Origin of the sequence: Aurantiacibacter sp. MUD61, assembly GCF_027912455.1 — a bacterium.
Classification (GTDB): domain Bacteria; phylum Pseudomonadota; class Alphaproteobacteria; order Sphingomonadales; family Sphingomonadaceae; genus Alteraurantiacibacter.
On record NZ_CP115446.1, the window covers coordinates 16,843 to 35,401 of the forward strand.

Below are 18,559 nucleotides of genomic sequence, written 5' to 3' on the forward strand. Positions count from 1 at the left end.
CTTTATGGAGGTTGGCGCGCTGCGGCAAGATGCTTGACCGCGCGGGGGCAAGTGCGCAGACCTTTGTCAAATTTCCCTCCGTCGGAGAATCGCATGTTCCGCCTGCTGCTTGCTGCTTTCGCTTCCCTTGCCGTGATGGTTTCACCCGCAGCGGCGCAAAGCTTCCTTGAAGGCAATTTCGAAGAGAGCATTCCGACGCTGGAAGAAGTGGCTGGCCATCGATCCGGCGAGCAGATCACCCGGCCCGACATGGTGCTGCGCTATATGGAAGCGTTGGCCGAAGCCGCGCCCGAGCGGATGCGGATTGTGGAATATGCGACGAGCTGGGAAGGTCGCCCGCTTGTCTATGCGGTCATCACCAGCCGTGCGAACATGGCGCGCATCGATGCTATCCAAGCCGATATGCAGCGCATCGCGAACGGCGGGGCCCCGGGGGCGGACAGCGTGCCTGTCACCTGGCTTTCCTACGGCGTGCATGGCGATGAGATCAGCTCGTCCGATGCGGCGCTGGCGGTGGCCTACCACCTGCTGGCAGCACAGGGGGACGAGCTTGTTGACCTGATCCTCGGCAATAGCGTGGTGATTATCGATCCCTCGCAAAACCCCGATGGGCGGGCGCGTTTCACCAATTCCTATTACGCGCAGCTGGGCATTGCGCCTTCGGGCAATCGTTACACGGCGGGGCATGACCAGCCGTGGCCGGGCGGTCGCTACAACCACTATTTGTTCGACCTCAACCGCGACTGGTTTGCCCTCACCCAGCCCGAGAGCGTGGGCAAGGTTGCCGCTGTGCGCGACTGGAATCCTGTCGTGCTCGTCGATGCGCATGAGATGGGCGGCGACAGCACCTATTTCTTCCCGCCGTCTGCCGATCCGTTCAATCCGTACATCACCTCCACCCAGCGTGAGCGGCAGGGCTTGCTCGGCCGGAACATGGCGGCGTGGATGGACCGCATCGGGGAGCCCTATTACACACGCGAAGTCTTCGATGCGTTCTACCCCGGCTATGGCGACACGTGGCCGACGCTGAACGGGGCGATCGCGATGACGTTCGAGCAGAGCAGCGCGCGCGGCCTTGTGTGGGAGCGCAGCAATGGCGAGCTGCTGACCTATGGCGAAGGCGTGCGCAATCACTTCGTCACCTCCATGGCGACGGCAGAGACGGTGGCGCGCAATGCCGATCTGTTCCTTGGCGATTATTCCGAATACCGCCGCAGCGCGGCCGCCGGAGCCGTGGGCAGCGGCTGGTTCGTGATCGATCTGGCGGACCGCACGTGGAATGCGGAGGCCCTCGCGCGGCGCCTCGTCCATCAGGGTGTCGCCGTGGGCCGCGTGGCCGGACCTGCCACTGCATGCGGGCGTAACTATCCCGAAGGTTATCTCTCGATCTCCATGCGCCAGCCGACCGCGCGGTTGATCCGCAGCCTGCTGGACCGCGATGTGCAATTGCCTGCCGACTTTGTGGAAGCGCAGGAAGCGCGCCGCGCGAGCGATCTGCCGCATGAGATTTACGATACCACCGCCTGGTCGGTCGGCCAGATGAGCGGGCTCGACATCGCGCAATGCAGCTCTGCCGCGAGCGGGGTTGCAGTGAGCGCCGATGCGCCGCTGCCCAACCGCGCCGATGCGCCGGGTGCGTTCGGTATCGCCGTGCCGTGGACCGATAGCGGACAGGTGCAGCTCGTCGCCCGCGCGCTTCAGGCTGGCTTGAAGGGCCGCTCGACCGATACGGCCTTCACCGTGGGCGGCGAGACCTTCCCGCGCGGTTCGGTGGTGTTCACCCTGTCCGAAAATGGCGGATCGCTCGATACGCTGGTCGAACTGGCGCGCGAGATCGGGGCGGAAACGCGCCCGCTCGCCTCCGGCTGGGTCGATGACGGCCCCAACCTCGGCAGTGACAGCTTCGTGCTGCTGCAAACCCCGCGCATCGCGATGCTGTGGGACGGCAACATCTCCCCGCTCTCTGCCGGGGCGAGCCGCTATGTGATCGAGCAGCGCTTCGGCCTGCCCGTCGCGCCGATCCGCGTCGACAATGTGGCGCGCGCGCAGTTGGGCGATTTCGACGTGCTGCTGGTCACCGATAGCTTTGGTCTGCCTTCTGCGGCCCGCTCCGCCATTGCGCGCTTTGTGAATGATGGCGGCGTGCTGGTGACCTACGGCAATTCGCTTGCGAGCTTTGCCAGCGGCGATGATGCCCTCTTCGCCACGCAGCGCGAGACGGTTCTGGGCGGCGATCCGAAGGAAGAAGAGGCAGACGGCAGCAGCGCCCCCGGTATCGCGTTCGAGGATGCGGACGATTATCGCGAAGCGATCCTCGACCAGACCCGTCGCCCCGATACCCTGCCCGGCGCATTGCTCAACACGGTAGTGGATGGCGAGAATTTCCTCGCCGCCGGATACGATGGCTCGGCCCCCACGGTATTCGCGAACGGATCGCTGATCCTCACTCCGCTGACCCTGTCGGACGGGGTGAATGTGGTTCGCTATGCCGGACCAGACGACCTGGTCGCATCGGGCTATGTCTGGGACGAAAACCGCCGCCAGATGGCGTTCAAGCCCTATATGATTGCCCAACCCAACGGCCGCGGCCTCGCCATCGGTTTCGCGCATGATCCCACGGTTCGCGGATATCTCGACGGGCTGGACTTGCTGCTGGCGAATGCGGTGCTGGTCGCGCCCTCAAGAGTGAAGTAACGCGCCCCTCTCCCTTGGTCATTTTCCTCGGCACGCCCATCCGGGCGCGCCATCCTCGGTGCTGTTCGCTCCGGCGGGACTTCGTTCCGCCTGCGCGGCACCTGCGGGCTTCGCGGTTGCTCGCTGTCGCTAGCCTACGGCCAGCGATCCTCGCGCTTCAGTCAATAGATGTCGCGGAGCACGCTCGGCGACCAGCCGAGGGCAAGGGCAAACGCCCGCCCGCAGCGAGCGCGTACCCCGGACTTGATCCGGGGGGAGTGCGTCTAGCGAGGACGATCGCCCGGATGGGCGATCATGAAACAAACAAAAACTAATTCGCCTCTTCGGCAGGCGCAGCGAGCGGGAAGAACGGAATCGCCACTTCGACTGGCTCTCCGCCTTCGGCTTCAAAGGTATAAAACCCTTCCATCGAACCGTGATTGGTCGAAAGCTCGCAGCCGGACACGTAATCATGCGTCTGCCCCGGCGCGAGATGCGGGGTTTCGCCCACCACGCCATCGCCGCTGACGATGTTGACCATGCCTTCCGCATCGGTGATCCGCCAGTGGCGGGTTTTTAGCTGCACGCTGTCTTCGCGGCCATTCTCGATCCGGATGTGATAGACCCAGAACCAGCGGCCCGCGCTGATGCGCGATTGTTCGGGCATGAAATTGACCGAGACGCGCACGGTAATGCCATGCGTAATCGCGACATGCTGGAACAGGGACTCGATGGCTGAAACTGTCATGCCCCAAAAGGTAGCGGGTTTCCGCGCAGTCTCAAGGGGGCGAAGGTCGGTAAGATCCTCATTGCCCCCTCGTGCCGCTCAATCGGCCGGATTGTGGCGTTCCAGAAAGTCCAGTGCTGCGTCGAAATAGGCCTGTTCGTCCTCCGGCCCGTCGAAACTATGGCCCGATTCCTCGAAGCTCAGCGTCTCGATGTCCACTTCGGCACGGTTCGCGCGCGACAGCATCAGTTCGTACTGATCATACGGCACGATCTCGTCTTCCTCGCCATGGACCAGCAGGACCGGGCGCGTCAGGCGCGCGACCTGCACGGCGGGCGAAACATCGTCGAGATCGAAATCGGTCTGGTCGCCATCGACGCGGTCCCACCAGCGGCCCTTGTTGCGGCCAAACAGGAAATCGCGGTCATATTGCAGCTGGCGCTCGAAATGCATGACACCGGCAAAGCTGATGGCGCAGCGATAGATCTCCGGATTGCGGATCGCACCCCATACGGCGGCAAAGCCGCCATAGCTCTCGCCCCAGATGCACACCCGGTCGGGATCGACGATCCCTTCAGCGACCAGATGCGCCACGGCATCGTCGAGATCGTCCTGCATGGCGCGGCCGATCTGGCCGTTACCAAGCAGTTCATAGGCCTCGCCATAGCCGCCTGACCCTCGGAAATTGGGCTGGATCACGGCATAGCCGCGATTGGCCATCAGCTGGACCATATCGTTGTATCTGTCGGTGTCGCGAACGCCGAATGGCCCGCCATGCGGATGCACGATCAACGGCAGGCCGGTTTCCCCGCGCCCGCGTGGCAGCGTCAGATAGGCAGGGATCTCAGTCCCGTCGCGCGCTTCGTATCGGATCAGGCGCGGCCTCACGAGGGCTTCCTGTGGCACTTCGGGGCGATATTCGGCGAAGAGGCCCAGATGCCGCGTTTCGGGAGTGAACGCATAAAGCGCACCGGGATAGTCCGGACCCGATTGCAGTACCAGCATCCGGCTGCGGTCGCGCGCCGTATCGAGGATCGTCACACGGCTGCCGGTAAGGGCATTGCCAAGCTGTTCGCGCCAGCGCCGCAGCTCCGGATCGATCCATTCGCGGCGGTAATTGTCGCCCGCATAGCCAACGCCAATGGGGTTGCCCGCTTCATCGAGGACGACGCTGGTCACATCCTCATCTTCCGAGGCGAACACCACATCGCCGACTTCGCCGGTGCTGAAATCGAATTCCATGAGCGCCCTGCGGTCCGCCCCTTCCGGAATGCCGAAAGTGTAACCCGTGTCTCGCCCGGAGCGCAGACCGCCGAAATTCCAGTATTCGAAGGCATCCTCATCGTCGGCGCGGGTGCGCGCGACGGTGCTGAAACTGTTCTGCCCATTGCTGCGATAGAGCAGCCGGTAACGCCCACGGCGATAGACGGCGATGCCCATGCGGACGGTGCCCGTTTCATCGGCGATCCAAGAGAACACATTGTCGCGATCTTCCTGGACGGTACGAGGCTCGGGCGCCCCTGCCGACAGATTGGTGAGATCGAAGCGATAGACTGCCGGCCAGGACCGCGTGCCGCGCGCCATGGATACGAGAACGAAGTCGCCTTCGGGATCGATATGGATAATGTCATCGCCATCGAAAGACATGCGCGGCAGCACCAGCGGAGCCATGGCATTGGTGCCGAGTTCATAGGCGATCAGGCGCGAAGAGGTGTAATCGCGGCGTTCTTCACGCCGATTGACCGACAGAAGGATGCGGTTGTTTCCGGCCCAGCGGAAGAAGTTGAACAGGTCCTGGTCGCCAATGTGCGTTCCGTCGACAAGTTCGCCATTCGAAGCGTCGTAAATGCTCAGGTACAGCGCATCATTCGCCATCATGGTGAAAGCGAATTTGGACCCGTCGGGCGAGAGCTGTGCGCCGCGCATCTGCGATTGCGAGGAGAATGCGCTGGTGGGGATTTCCGGCGGAATATCGGACGCGCCAACCTGCGCCTGAGACGCTGGCTCCTGCGCGAAACCACTCACAGGCATAGCGAGAATGAGCGCGCCAAACATGGCGGCTAGCGGAACGGAAAACTTCATGTGAGACCCCTGTTGCGACCGGGCACAGAATATTTGTGCAGCCCGAAATCGCAAGTAGTTTTAGCAACTTCTGCACCCGTGGCGATAACCACTGTCCCTATCAGGGTGAACGACTTGGCAGCGCTCACTCGGCAGGATTATGTTCTGCAAGGAAATCCAGAAGGGTCTGTAGATAGGCCTCCTCGTCTTGCCTGCTGAAGAAGGAATGTCCGGAGCCTGCCAACTCGAAGGTTTCCAGTGCAACACCGGCACGCTCGGCACGCTCGACCATCAATCTATACTGACTGAAGGGCACTGTGTTGTCGCGCCTGCCATGAGCCAGCAACACCGGACGGGTCAGCCGCTCGACTTGGACTGCGGGAGATACATCGTCGAGGTCGAAATCGGTCTGGTCCCCATCCACACGCTCGCGCCAGCGGCTTGCATTCCGGCCGAAAAGATAATCGCGATCATGATGGAGCTGTCTTTCGAAATGCATCACGCCCGCCCAGCTCGCGGCGCAGCGATATATTTCCGGATTGCGAATGACGCCCCAGACAGCTGCGAAACCGCCATAGGAACTGCCGACCAGGCAAACCCTTTCCGGATCGGCGATACCTTGTGAGACAAGGTGCGCGACTGCGTCATCCAGATCATCTTGCATTGCGCGCCCGATCTGGCCCCAACCCAGATCCATGAAGGATGTACCGTAGCCGCCCGAACCGCGGAAATTCGGCTGGACCACCGCATATCCGCGATTGGCCAACATCTGTACCCGGTCATCGTAACTGTCGGTGTCACGAATACCGTAAGGTCCGCCATGCGGCATCACGATCAGCGGGAGACCGGTCGGCTCCCGCCCGATCGGAAGCGTCAGATAACCATGGATGGATGTGCCATCGCGGGCATCGTAACGGATTGCCTGTGGCTCCGAGAGCTGGCGACGCTCGATCTGGGGGCGGAACTCGGCGAAACGGTCCAGTCGATCATCAGCGGGTGTGTAGACGTAAAGCGCACCGGGATAGGCAGGTCCATGCTCTACCACCAACAGTCGGGACCGGTCCGCGGCTATATCCAATATCCGCACGCGGGGTCCCGTCAGACGTGTGAGCAGATGTTCATGCATTTGCTGAATGTCGGGATCGAGCCATTTGCGCCGCGTATCATCGCCCTGGTATGACACCGCGAGCGGATTGTTTCGCTCGTCGAATATCACGGAGGACACATCCTCGTCAGGCGAAGCGAAGACGATATCGCCCGGCTGGCCGGTGCTGAAGTCAAACTCTATCAGCGCGGCGCGTTCACCGCCTTCGGGTATGCCGATCGAATAGCCTGTATTGGTATCCGAGCGAAGGCCCATGAAGTCCCAAAGGTCGAGCTCGCTTTCCTCATCATCTACGCGCGCTTGCGCCACCCGCTCCCATTCGGCTTCCGGCCCGTCTCGGTATTGCATCTGTACCTGGCCACGTCGCTGAAAGCCGACGCCGATCCGGACATTTCCGGCCTCATCCGCGACCCATTGGGTGACCCTGCGCTGGGGACGTTCCACGCGAACGGGCTCCGGCGGTGTCTCGGTCGTCAAATCGAAGCGCCAGACCGCCGGCGGTTCGTCCCACGACGTGCCGAAGCTTGTCAGGACATAGTTACCCGCCGGATCGAGATGGACGATATTGTCGCCTACAAACGCCATCCGGTCCGACACCAGGGGGTGCAATACCTGCCGCTCGATATCGAAATAGAACAGCCGTGAATAGCGATACTCGCCGCGATATGTCCCAATCATCGAGAACAGCAATTTGTCATTCCCGGCCCAGCGGAAAAACCGAAAATCCTGGTCATCGCCTAGGTTCAGGCGGAAGTAGCGCTGCAGCGTGTTGGAATCGTAGACTTCTATATAAGTGTCGCCGCCGCGCAGGACTCCGTAGGCAAAGCGGTTGCCATCCGGCGAAAGTTGCGCACCGCCCAATGCCGAGCGAAATGAGAATGCGGAAAGCGGGATGGTGTCGGGGGTCTCATCATTTGCACCAACTGCATCTGATGCCGCCGGCTTCGTGGCACGAGATTCCTGCCCAATGGCTGGCTGGCAAGCCAAAACCAAAGCGCCAATTGCTGCAAAAAACGTCCTGAATACCATGCAATCCCCCGTCCGATTTCGGTTAGGGAACCGATATTTCAATGCAAAGTCAAGGCCATGCCGCGTCGCGGGTGACAGGTCTTAGAAGCCCACCCTGCCCAATGCCCGGTCCAGATCCTCGATCAGGTCGAGCGGGTCTTCGAGCCCCACATTGATGCGCAGCATGCCGTCTGCAATGCCCGCCTCTGCGCGGCCTTCTGCGCCCATATTGTAATGGGTGGTGCTGGCCGGGTGGCACATCAGCGTTTTGGAATCGCCGATATTGTTGGAGATGTCGATCAGCTCCAGAGCGTTGCACAATGCCATGGCCTGTTCCTGTCCATCTGGCGCGAAAAAGGCGAAAATCGGCCCTGCGGCGACCATCTGCTTTTGCGCAAGGTCATGCTGCGGGTGGCTGGCCAGATCGGGGTGGAGGACGCGCAGGCCCTTCTCCTCGAGGAATTGCGCGACCTGCAGTGCATTCTTGCTCTGTGCGGGGGCGCGGAGGGGGAGCGTTTCCAGCCCCTTCATCACCACCCATGCGTTGAACGGCGCGACGATGGGACCGGTGTTGCGCTGGAAGGGTGAGAGATACTCTTCGATCCATTCGCGTCTGGAGCACACCGCGCCCGCCATCACGCGGCCCTGCCCGTCCATCAGCTTGGTGGCCGAATAGGCGACCACATCCGCGCCGAATTGCATCGGCTTTTGCAGCACGCTGGTCGCAAAGGCATTGTCGACCACAGTGGTGATGCCCTTGGCTTTCGCGAGGCCGCACACGAATTCCAGATCGACGAGGTCCATCGTCGGGTTCGCTGGCGTTTCGAAGAAGAACGCCTTGGTGTTGGGCTGCACCGCGGCTTCCCATGCGGCATTGTCCGTCCCGTCGATCGCCGTGTGGGTGATGCCGAAGCGGTTAAGCACATTGTCGAGGATCCAGCGGCACGAACCGAATGCCGCGCGCCCTGCGACCACATGGTCGCCCTGGCTCAGCATGCACAGCAGCGAGGAGGTCATCGCCGCCATCCCGCTCGCCTGCATCAGGCACGCCTCTGCGCCTTCCATCGCGGCGATGCGCTGCTGCGCCATTTCAACCGTCGGGTTCTTGAAGCGGGAGTACTGCATCCCGTCAGCCTCACCCGCGAAACGCGCGGCCACTTCCTCTGCGGAATCATAGGTAAAACCGCTGGTGAGGTAGAGCGCCTCGGACGTCTCCCCATGCTCGCTGCGATGCGTGCCCGCGCGCACGGCTTGCGTCGCAGCGCGCCATTTGCCGGTGGTGGCGGGATCGGTTCCGGTGCGTTTCTTCATGGGCTCGCCTGTTATCGGGACAGCGCGCGTTTGCCAATTGCCCTTCGCCTGTTGCCGCATTAACGCTCTGGCATAGCGATGCACGACGTTCCCGATCATCCGCGCGATCCGATAGCGCTCAACATCGCGATTGCGCTGGTGTTTGCGGCGCTCGCTTTGGTGCGGCTCGGCATCCCGACGGCGCCGTATTTCGACGAGGTGCACTACCTGCCCGCCGCGCGCGCGGTACTGGAATTGGAGCTCGCCACCAATGTAGAGCACCCGCCGCTCGCCAAGCAGATTATCGCGTTGGGCATCGCAGTATTCGGCGATAATCCGTGGGGATGGCGGCTGCCGAGCCTGCTGTTCGGTGCGTTAGCTCTCTTTGCTGCGATGCGCGCAGCGTGGTTCTCCAGCCAGACCCGCGCCGCTAGCCTGCTGACGGGCCTATTCGTCGGCACCAATTTCCTGCTCTTCGTCCATGCCCGCATCGCCATGCTGGACGTGTTCATGGTCAGTTTCCTGACGGTGGCACTGTGGATGTTCGCAGGCGCGGTGCGGGAGAACGAAACGGGCCGCTGGCGGCTGATAATCTGCGGCGTGGCGCTGGGCTGCGCCATGGCGAGCAAGTGGAATGCGATTCCCATCGCAATGCTTCCCGGCCTCACTTTCCTTGCCGCCCGCTGGAAGGCCGAACGCCGCCGCCTGATCCTCTCGACACGCGGCTGGCCGGTAGCTGGCATTTCGCTGTGGGAAGCGGCGATCTGGCTAGGTCTCCTGCCGCTGGCGGTCTATGCCATCACCTTCTGGCCTTTCTTGTTTTGGACCGTGCCTTCGGGCAATCCGACAGGCCTTATTGACCTCCACCAGAACATGCTCGGCCTGCAGACACAGGTGCTGGAAGCGCATCCCTATCAGAGCGTCTGGTGGCAATGGGCGGCGAACAGCCGTGCGATCTGGTATCTTTACGAGAGTATCGACGGCGCGCAGCGCGGCGTAATGCTCATCGGCAATCCGGTGACGATGTGGTTCGGCTTGATCGCCATGGGCTGGTGCGCCTGGGCGGGCTGGCGCGAAAAGCGCAAGGACATGCTCGCGCTGGTGCTGCTTTACGTCGTCAGCATGGCCCTATGGGTGGTCGCGCCGAAGGCGGTGCAATTCTACTTCCACTATTTCCTGCCGGGCATGTTCATCAGCGGCGCGCTGGCGCTGGGCGTGGAACGGCTGTGGCAACGCGGCGAGCGGCTCGTGCCAAGCGTCATCGTGGCGGGCGCGCTGGCGTTCTTCGTCTACTGGTTCCCTATCCTGACGGCGGCGGAGTTGGGCGATCCACAGGACTTCCTGCACTGGGCTTGGACGGAGGGTTGGCGGTGATGAACTTTGCAATTTTCGTTGCGAGCACTTTCGCACTCTCATCAGCCTCACAGGAAACGCTTCAAGCTCACGACCTCTTCAGCATTGCCGAGTGCCCTGCGCTTGTTGAAATGCAACCTGCTCCGGCGCATGAAATGAGGTGGCCGCCTCATATTGAGCGATCCGTCCCAAATCCATTTCTTGTCCGTATTCGCTGCGAAGTGGTCGCTGAGGGGAATTTGGCGGGCTGTGTCGCGCGAACAGATCAGCAGCACTCGCTCGGTGATTTGCGATTTATCGAGCTCTACGTCATGCGTTCGAAAGTGGCCGATGCGCCGCGATCATGTGGTGAAGTGACGGTGACCTTCCAGATCCCGCAGACGGATATCTAGCGAAACCGGCCCCACACGAACTTGCTCGACAGGGCGTAGTTCCACACGCTCGCGATAACGACGCCGATCAGAGCAGCACCCCACCAGACGAGGCCCTGGTCTTCCAGCACCGTCGCCACCGCGACATTGGCGAAGGCGCCCACGGCGCAGGCGCCGCAGAATTTGAGCCAGCCCCAGAACAGGCCGTCTGCTCCGTCCAGCTTCTTATCGCGATAGGTGAGGAGGTTGTTGAGCCAGAAGTTGAAAGTCATCGCCACCATCGTCGCGATCGCCTGACCCCAGCCGAAGGCCACGAGGCCCGGGGTATAAATCGCGGCGAGAACCGCCATGTGGACGAAGACGCCGAGGCCGCCGACCATGCCGAACAGCACGAAGCGCGTCGGGATCCAGCGGCCGAAATAGCGTTCGACAAGGCCGCCGATGAAATCGAGCACCACGCCGTGATCGAGCTTGCTTTCGCCAGCGAGACGTTCGGCAAATTTCAAGGGAAATTCCTTCACTTTGAGACGCGGCTGGGCAGTCGCGAGAATGTCGAGCATGATCTTGAACCCTATGCCCGAAAGGTTTCCAGCCTGTTTCCGCAGCTGGTCCGTACGCAACAGGAAGAACCCGCTCATGGCGTCGGTCAGTTCGGTCCCGGTCAGTTTCCGCGCGAGCGCGTTGGCGACACGGCTGCCGCTTTCACGGCCCTTCGATGACAGGCCATCGGCATTGCCGCCTTCGGCAAAGCGACTGGCATAGGCGAGATCGTATTCGCCCGATTTGACCGCTTCCAGCATGTCGATGAGCAGTTTCGGATCGTGCTGGTGATCGGCATCCATTACCGCGACATAGGGCGCGGCGGTGGCGCACATGCCTTCGATTGCGGCGCTGGCGAGGCCGCGGCGGCCGATGCGCTGGATCACGCGGATGCGGGGGTCGGTGCGACCGATACGGCGCGCCTCTTCCGCGGTGCCATCATGCGAATTGTCGTCCACGAACACGGCTTCCCAGCCGGACGGGCCCAGCGCCTCTTCCAGCCGATCGACCATCGGGGCGATATTGTCTTTTTCATTCAGCGTCGGCAGCACAATCGCCAGCTCCAGCGGGCGCGAGGCCTGCGCCTTCGCCAAGGTGGCGGCGGTTTCGATCTGCTGTTGAAACTGTTCGTGGCTCATCTTCATGCACCCGGGTTACGGGGAATTGTTAACCATAAGGTTACCAGCCCGCGCATTTACAGCCGCGCCATCACCGCGTCGCCGATTTCGCGTGTTCCGGCAGACCCACCCAGATCGCCGCCGAGTACGCCATCTTCGAGCGCCTTGGCGACTGCGTTTTCGACCCGCACCGCATCCTCCTCTCGCCCCAGAGAATGCCGCAGCAGCATCGCCAGCGAGAGGATCATCGCCATCGGATTGGCCTTGCCCTGCCCGGCAATATCCGGGGCGCTGCCGTGGATCGGCTCGTACATGCCGAAAGTCCCGAATTCGGTCTGCCGCTCACCGAGCGCTGCGCTGGCGAGGAGACCGATCGAACCCACGCACATGCTCGCCTGATCGGACAATACATCGCCGAAGAGATTGCCGGTCACGATCACATCAAACTGGCCGGGATTTTTGACGAGCTGCATGGCGGCATTATCGACATACATATGGCTGAGCTCGACGTCCGGATATTCGGTAGCGGTCTCGATGATAACATCGCGCCAGAGCTGGCTCGTTTCGAGCACATTGGCCTTGTCGACGCTGCAAAGCTTGCCCTTGCGTCCCTGCGCGGCGCGAAAGGCGACATGCGCGATGCGGCGGACTTCGCTTTCCGCGTAGGACATGAGGTCATAGCCCTCGCGCTCGCCGTTCGCGGTCTCGCGCATGCCCTTTTCGCCGAAATACACGTCGCCATTGAGCTCACGCACGATCAGCACATCGATTTCGCGAGCGATTTCGGGCTTCAGAGCGGACATATCCTCGAGCCCGGCGAAGGTCGTAGCGGGGCGCAGATTGGCAAACAGGCCCAGTTCCGCGCGGAGGCCGAGGATCGCCTGTTCGGGCCGCAGGTGGCGTTCCAGATTATCACAGGACGGATCGCCTACCGCGCCGAACAGCACGCCATCGGTAGCACGCGCCATGTCGAGCGTTTCTTCGGGCAGCGGATGGCCATGGCGCTTGTACGCAACGCCGCCGACATCTCCTTCCAGCACGTCGAGACCCGGTAGGTCGAGCGCGCAGAGCACGCGGCGCGCCTCATCCATGATTTCAGGGCCGATACCGTCTCCGGGGAACAGGGCGATTTTCATGTCAGGCGATCCGTTTCAGCAAGGCGCGCAGTCTTGTGCGCGCCGCCATAACATCGCCGCGCCGGTCGGCAAGCAGGTAGTGGTCGAGCGGCTCGCTCAGCGCGTCCATAATCTCTATGATCTCGGAAAGCTCACCTTCAGGCCTGCCCCCCGCGCCGCCATAGCCAAGCTCACGCAGCAGCAGCGCTTCGTACCCGACCAGTGCCGAAGCCCAACCGCGTGCCGAAGGCGCATGGCAAATCGCATCCAGCGTGCCGGATAGCGCTTCGAACAGAGTTGGATAGGGCTGGCGCTCTGGCAAAGCGGTGGCGGTGAGCGCGCAGATCCAGCCAATCGCTGCCGCCGGCAGAGGCTCGGCGAGCCAGGGTCCGCGGCTGTCGGTTAGCTCTATTTTGGCGAAGGGCAATTGGCTGTCGGACTTGGCCGAAAGCTGCAGGTCCACCGCATTTCCGGGAATGACGACAGGCCGCAGCTGCCGCCCTCGCCCACCCGCAACATAGCCTGCGATCAACCCGTATTCCTCTGTGAGAAAACGCGCGACGACTGCCGTCTCACCATGCTGGCGAGCGGCGACGAGTATGGCGGGTGCGCGGATGTGCATCAGCGCTACCTAGCTCTTTATTGGGAGGATGTGGAGCTTACTTGGTCTTCGCTTCAAGCGCAGCGAGGCGGGCTTCAAGGATTTCAACCTTCTCGCGCGCCATAGCGGCCATGTCTTTCACCGCGTCGAATTCTTCGCGGGAGACAAAGTCCATTCCGCCCATGGCCTCTTTCATCTTCTCACGCGCATTTTCCCGCGCTTCACGGCCCATCCCAGCGAGCGTACCAGCTGCGGAATTGGCGACTTTGACGAAATCGGCGATGATCTTGTTTTCGCTTTGCATGGTCAGAATGTGGGGTTTCTTGAGCCAAGACTCAAGATTTTTGTTTTTCGCACCCGCATCCGCGGGCGCGGTGATTGTCTGTTTCGAGATCGCCCATCCGGGCGATCGTCCTCGGTGCTATTCGCTCCGGCGGGCTTCGTCCGCCTTCGCGGCACCTGCGGGCTTCGCGGTTGCTCGCCGTCGCTGACCTGCGGCCAGCGAGACCAGCGCATCAGCCCATCAGCATCGCGGCGCACGGGCGGTCAGCCCGCAAGGCCGAACGGCCGCCCGCAGCGGGCGCGTAGCGGAGCGAAGCGCGTCTAGCGAGGACGAAGCCGCGGATGCGGCTTCGCAAACTAACGATTCCTAAATCTCAAAACTCTGCACTGCGCCCGTGTCATCCATTGGCGTCGCGTCGGGATTGAGCTGCAGGAACTGCCAGTTGAGCAGTGTCGCGAACAGGGCCCACGCGAGATACGGCAGGAGCAAGATCCCCGCCCATTTGCGCACTTTGAAGAACAGCACCACGGTCACGATCAGTGCCACGTCCAGCGCGATGATCACATAGAGCGCAGCCTCGATCTGCTGCTGTCCGAAGAAAATCGGCGACCATGTGAGGTTGATCGCGAATTTCACCAGGAAGGCGATGATCGCCCATGTGCGCAGGCGCGATCCCCAGGCGGCGCATACCATCGCGAAGGCAAAGCCCATCATCGCATAAAGGATGGTCCAGACGATGCCGAAAGTCGCGGGCGGCGGGAAAGTGCTCGGCTTGTCGAGCGACTGGAACCACGCGCTATCCGCGTCGCCGCCCACCGTGCCCGCAAGAAAGCCGAGCAGCATTGTCAGCGGCACAAGGAACAGAGCCCAGCGGATCAGGCTGGCACGCAATTGCGCGGGAGAAGCAAGGCGGTTCATTCAGGCTCCGACACGAGTGATTCGTCTGAGGCAAGTTTGTGGCGAGCCAGCGCCGCTTGGGCAAGCTTGGACAGAGGAACTGTCCGCAGACAGGTCACTTCGCGCGATCATGAAAACGATCCGCGCACCGCATGGACGAGGAATTCCACATTGCCTTCAGTGCCGGTGATCGGGCTTTCGGTGAGGCCTGCAATGCGCCAGCCGCTTTCTTCCAGCCACGCGGTGACTTCATCGCATACGCGGGTGTGCAATGCTTCATCGCGGACGATGCCACCCTTGCCGACTTCATGCTTGGCAACTTCGAATTGCGGCTTGATCAGTGCCACCACCCGCGCGTCCGGCGCGGCGAGCTGCAGCGGGACTTCCAGCACTTTGGCTAGACCGATGAAGCTCGCATCGCAAACGACCCAGTCGCAGGGTCTGTCGATCAGCTGCGGAGTGAGCGCGCGGGCATTGGTCTGTTCGAGAACGGTGATCCGGTCGTCTTGCCGCAGTTTCCAGTCAAGCTGGTTGGTGCCGACATCGACCGCAAAGACGTGGTCCGCCCCGTGATGGAGCAGCACCTGCGTGAACCCGCCGGTCGAACTGCCGATGTCCATCGCCACCGCGCCGCTCGCATCAAGGCCGAAGTGCCTGATCGCATGGTCAAGCTTCATGCCGCCTCGCCCGACCCACGGATGATCGCGCCCGCGCACTTCTATCGCCCAATCTTCAGATACTTGCTGGCCGGACTTGGCAATGCGTTGCAGCTTTCCCGGGGGCCCGGCGAATACCAGCCCCGCCATCACCAGCGACTGCGCCCGCGTGCGGCTTTCCGCCTCGCCGCGAGCGACGAGCAGTTGATCGATCCGGCTGCGTGAAGGCTTGCGTTCGGCCATGCGGGTGAGCGATAGTGGCCGAGACGCCGCAAGGCCAGATTCTTTATCGTGAAGGGTTCAATCGCCAGTGCACCTCACCCGCAAATCCGCGCCTTTCTGCAGCATCACCGTGTGCGCCATCCTGCTCGCCGGATGCAATTCCGAACCGGAGATGGGAGGGCCTGAGCGGGCCGTGGCCGAAGCGCCCGCGCCGGTGCTGACACCCGGCGCCGCCGCAACCGTCGCCCCCGATGGCACGGCACTTGTGCCCGGATCATGGAGCATCAACGAAGATGCGATGGGCGTGCGCGCGCAGTATGCTGCGGTCGGTGAGCAACCAGCCGTTACCGTCACATGTGATCCGACTTATGATGCAGTCACCCTATCTGTCGCCGCTACAGCCGGTGGCCCGCAGGCATGGCGGCTTGATGCAGGCGGCGAAGCGGCGCGGATCGACATGCTGCCATCGGGCGGCGTTCTGCCCGAACTGACAGCGCAGGTGAATCAAGGGCTTGCCATTATCCAGTCGCTCGCCGATCAGGGGGGTGTCTTCATGCTGACCTCTCCGCAGGGCCAGCCTTCCCAATTTCCCACCCATCCGGGCATTCGCAGGGTACTTGATCGATGCAATCCAATGGCAGCCGCACCAGTAGCGCAGGAAACACCCGATGCGGTGATCGCACCGTCAGAAGCACCTATTCGCTGAGTTCTGCCCTGATCGGCGCCCTGGCGCTCTCCGCCTGCAATGCGCCCGAGCCCGAACCGACCCCGCTGCCGCCGTCCACGCCGGCAGCCGCCGAGACGCCAGCGCGCGTGACCGCGCCTCAAGCTGCCCAGCCGCAGGAATCGGTGCCGATCGTCGAGGCATGGCAGGATGAGCGGCAAACGCCGGGAGACTGGTCCTACATGGCAGAGCCGCTGGAAACGCTCTCCGTGTTCGGAACGGGTCGCACGCCCGATACGGTGGAACTGATCGTCCGCTGCGATCTAGCCACTCGCCGCGTCGGCATCGCGCGATCCGGCACAGCGAGCGGCCAGGTCAACATGCTGATCCGCACAGAAACACAGGACCGCACGCTGACCGCCACTCCGGTAAACGATGTCGCGCCGCTCATCACGGTGGAGCTGTCACCCAATGACAGCCTGCTCGATGCGATCGCCTTTTCCAAAGGCCGTTTCGCCGTCGATGTCCCCGGCACGCAACCGATCTACGTCCCCGCCTATCCGGAAATCACCCGGGTGATGGAGGATTGTAGGGGGTAATATTTGTCTCATGCGGCCACATCCGTGGCCGCGTCCTCGGTGCTATTCGCTTCGCGGGGACTTCGTTCCCGCTGCGCGGCACCTGCGGGCTTCGCGGTTGCTCGCTGTCGCTGACCTTCGGCCACCGAACCCAGCTCTTCAGTCAATCGGCGTCGCGGAGCACGGGCGCTTAGCCCGCAAGGCCGAACGGCCGCCCGCAGCGGGCGCGCAGCGTAGCGGAGCGCGTATAGCGAGGACGCGCGCCCGGATGGGCGTGCGGAAAACCAAGATATCCGAAAAACGAAGCAATGATTATCCCTGTGAAAAAAGATAATTCAAGACTTGTTTTACCGACTCTGGCGATTCACAACAGTCATCAAGACCGGCGATGATCGCAGGTCTTGGGCCCCGGTGAAAAGGCGGCTCTTGGCTTTCAAGCGCGAAAGGAGGTGATCCGATGTCTCATGGTTCAGCAGGGAGGTCGGAAACGACCCGTGCGGAGCATATTCGGTAGGCTTTTTTCGCCGAGTAAGGCTTCGTTGGCGGTGTAACGACCGCTGACCATGCGAAGGCCAGTTTCACCGAGGTGAAGCTGGCCTTCTCATTTTCTGAAGCTCTGTTGGGACCAGTTTCACGCAGGTGCGGCTGGTCTTCTCATTTTTGAAGCGTCTTTTAAGGTTGGCCTCTCGAAACTGCCGTGCCAGCATGCTCACAAAGCTGCACTACGGATTGGAAGAGATGAGGACTTTGCCCATGAAAAGCGGATCATTCGCAACGCGTGCGCTTGCTGCGGCGAGCCTTGCAGCGCTCCTTGCCGCATGCGCCACTACGCCGGAACCCGTGGCTGTCGCAGAGCCCGACATGCGCAGTTCGGAGCAATTCTTCGCCGCCGCACCGGATGCCGACTGGCAGGAAATCGCACCAGAGGATTTGCTGGTCATGGAATGGCCGAGCGAGGAAGGCGCTGAGCCAAATCGCGTTGTCATCCGCCTTGCCGACATCGGCTTTGGCACGGCATGGACTACGAATGTCCGCGCGATTGCGCGGCAGGGGTACTGGGCCGATGCGGGGATATACCGCGTCATCCCGCCGTTCGTGGCTCAGTGGGGGATCATCCCACCGAGCGAGCCCGGAACAGAAGAGCCGGACGAGCCTGATTTCCTGCTGGAGCCCGCCCCGGGCAGCTTTATCGCCCCGCTCGCCGCGAGTGCTTCGCCAGACCAGTGCGAACGTACACCCTCGGGCCCCGCAGGCATTTGCGATGCCTTTGCCCCGGAAGTGCGGCTGGTGGATGGCTGGGTGATGGGCAGCGATGGGGCAAGCATGTGGCCGATCTTCTGCCGCTCAACCGTCGGTGTGGCGCGCGGAATGGACAATCAGGGCAGCGGCAGCGCGCTTTATGCCGTTCTCCAGACAGAGCGGCGCAATATGGACCGCAACATCGGCTTTGTCGGCAAGGTGATCGAAGGCATGGATTTGCTGGAGGACCTGCCCGCAGCGACCGGCCCCGGCGGCGTCTACAGCGATCCGGCGCAGGTGCCGATGCTCACGCGTTACACCCTCGTTTCCGACATGCCGGAGGCCGAAAGACCGCGCTATCGGATGCTGCGCACGGGAACGGCGAGCCACGACGCGTGGTTAGCCCGCCTCGTCCAACCCAACCCGTTCTACTCAGTGCGATATGCCGCAGCGGATGTTTGCGAGAACGTAGTGCCGGTCGTGCCGATCGAGGCGGAGTAATCATACGGCGGCGAGAGACGCGACAGGGTGTTGCCCCACGCAGTGACTCGCACTAATC

16 protein-coding genes are annotated in these 18,559 nt (G+C 62.3%); 6 read left to right on the forward strand and 10 right to left on the reverse strand.

The annotated features are described in order from the left end of the window. Window positions 1–93 precede the first annotated feature (93 nt). Window positions 94–2,694 (forward strand): M14 metallopeptidase family protein, encoded by a 2,601-nt coding sequence (locus O2N64_RS00095; protein WP_271078275.1) that lies wholly within the window; start codon window positions 94–96, stop codon window positions 2,692–2,694. Between the two features lie 310 nt (window positions 2,695–3,004). On the opposite strand, the gene apaG is transcribed toward O2N64_RS00095, so the two are convergent. The 4 genes from apaG to O2N64_RS00115 form a co-directional block, all read right to left on the reverse strand. Then, entirely contained in the window at window positions 3,005–3,406 is a 402-nt protein-coding gene (gene apaG, locus O2N64_RS00100) for a Co2+/Mg2+ efflux protein ApaG (RefSeq protein ID WP_271079677.1), read from the reverse strand. Between the two features lie 93 nt (window positions 3,407–3,499). Continuing rightward, the gene (locus O2N64_RS00105) at window positions 3,500–5,482 is read right to left on the reverse strand and encodes an alpha/beta hydrolase family protein (RefSeq protein ID WP_271078276.1); all 1,983 of its coding nucleotides are present in this window, start codon (window positions 5,480–5,482) and stop codon (window positions 3,500–3,502) included. Between the two features lie 124 nt (window positions 5,483–5,606). Continuing rightward, a complete protein-coding gene (locus tag O2N64_RS00110) occupies window positions 5,607–7,427 on the reverse strand; it encodes an alpha/beta hydrolase family protein (protein ID WP_271078277.1) in 1,821 nt (606 codons plus the stop codon). Window positions 7,428–7,676: 249 nt separating this feature from the next. Further along, a complete protein-coding gene (locus tag O2N64_RS00115) occupies window positions 7,677–8,885 on the reverse strand; it encodes a trans-sulfuration enzyme family protein (protein WP_271078278.1) in 1,209 nt (402 codons plus the stop codon). Window positions 8,886–8,963: 78 nt separating this feature from the next. Here O2N64_RS00115 and O2N64_RS00120 point away from each other — a divergent pair, with 78 nt between their 5' ends. Then, entirely contained in the window at window positions 8,964–10,238 is a 1,275-nt protein-coding gene (locus O2N64_RS00120; RefSeq protein ID WP_271078279.1) for a glycosyltransferase family 39 protein, read from the forward strand. Further along, complete coding sequence (locus tag O2N64_RS00125; RefSeq protein WP_271078280.1) at window positions 10,238–10,609, forward strand: hypothetical protein; 372 nt, start codon at window positions 10,238–10,240, stop codon at window positions 10,607–10,609. Before O2N64_RS00120 ends, O2N64_RS00125 begins: the two co-directional genes overlap by 1 nt. Here the strand turns inward: O2N64_RS00125 and O2N64_RS00130 are convergent. From O2N64_RS00130 to O2N64_RS00155, 6 genes are all read right to left on the reverse strand, one after another. Then, a complete protein-coding gene (locus O2N64_RS00130; protein ID WP_271078281.1) occupies window positions 10,606–11,772 on the reverse strand; it encodes a glycosyltransferase family 2 protein in 1,167 nt (388 codons plus the stop codon). The genes O2N64_RS00125 and O2N64_RS00130 overlap by 4 nt on opposite strands. A gap of 50 nt (window positions 11,773–11,822) precedes the next feature. After that, window positions 11,823–12,881, reverse strand: a complete 1,059-nt coding sequence (gene leuB / locus O2N64_RS00135; RefSeq protein ID WP_271078282.1) for a 3-isopropylmalate dehydrogenase — start codon at window positions 12,879–12,881, stop codon at window positions 11,823–11,825. Between the two features lies 1 nt (window position 12,882). Then, the gene (gene recO, locus O2N64_RS00140) at window positions 12,883–13,482 is read right to left on the reverse strand and encodes a DNA repair protein RecO (protein ID WP_271078283.1); all 600 of its coding nucleotides are present in this window, start codon (window positions 13,480–13,482) and stop codon (window positions 12,883–12,885) included. 37 nt (window positions 13,483–13,519) lie between these two features. After that, entirely contained in the window at window positions 13,520–13,765 is a 246-nt protein-coding gene (locus tag O2N64_RS00145; RefSeq protein ID WP_271078284.1) for an accessory factor UbiK family protein, read from the reverse strand. A 345-nt stretch (window positions 13,766–14,110) separates the two neighbouring features. After that, window positions 14,111–14,662 (reverse strand): TspO/MBR family protein, encoded by a 552-nt coding sequence (locus O2N64_RS00150; protein WP_271078285.1) that lies wholly within the window; start codon window positions 14,660–14,662, stop codon window positions 14,111–14,113. Between the two features lie 107 nt (window positions 14,663–14,769). After that, the gene (locus O2N64_RS00155) at window positions 14,770–15,540 is read right to left on the reverse strand and encodes a TlyA family RNA methyltransferase (RefSeq protein WP_271078286.1); all 771 of its coding nucleotides are present in this window, start codon (window positions 15,538–15,540) and stop codon (window positions 14,770–14,772) included. Between the two features lie 67 nt (window positions 15,541–15,607). On the opposite strand from O2N64_RS00155, the gene O2N64_RS00160 reads away from it, so the two are divergent. The 3 genes from O2N64_RS00160 (at window position 15,608) to O2N64_RS00170 (ending at window position 18,501) form a co-directional block, all read left to right on the forward strand. Continuing rightward, window positions 15,608–16,225: a hypothetical protein gene (locus O2N64_RS00160; protein WP_271078287.1), complete on the forward strand. Its 618-nt coding sequence runs from the start codon at window positions 15,608–15,610 to the stop codon at window positions 16,223–16,225. Then, window positions 16,144–16,782, forward strand: a complete 639-nt coding sequence (locus O2N64_RS00165; protein WP_271078288.1) for a hypothetical protein — start codon at window positions 16,144–16,146, stop codon at window positions 16,780–16,782. Before O2N64_RS00160 ends, O2N64_RS00165 begins: the two co-directional genes overlap by 82 nt. 732 nt (window positions 16,783–17,514) lie before the next feature. After that, window positions 17,515–18,501 carry a peptidylprolyl isomerase gene (locus tag O2N64_RS00170; protein WP_271078289.1) on the forward strand — a complete coding sequence of 329 codons (987 nt, stop codon included), beginning with the start codon at window positions 17,515–17,517 and terminating at the stop codon, window positions 18,499–18,501. The last annotated feature ends 58 nt before the right edge of the window (window positions 18,502–18,559 follow it).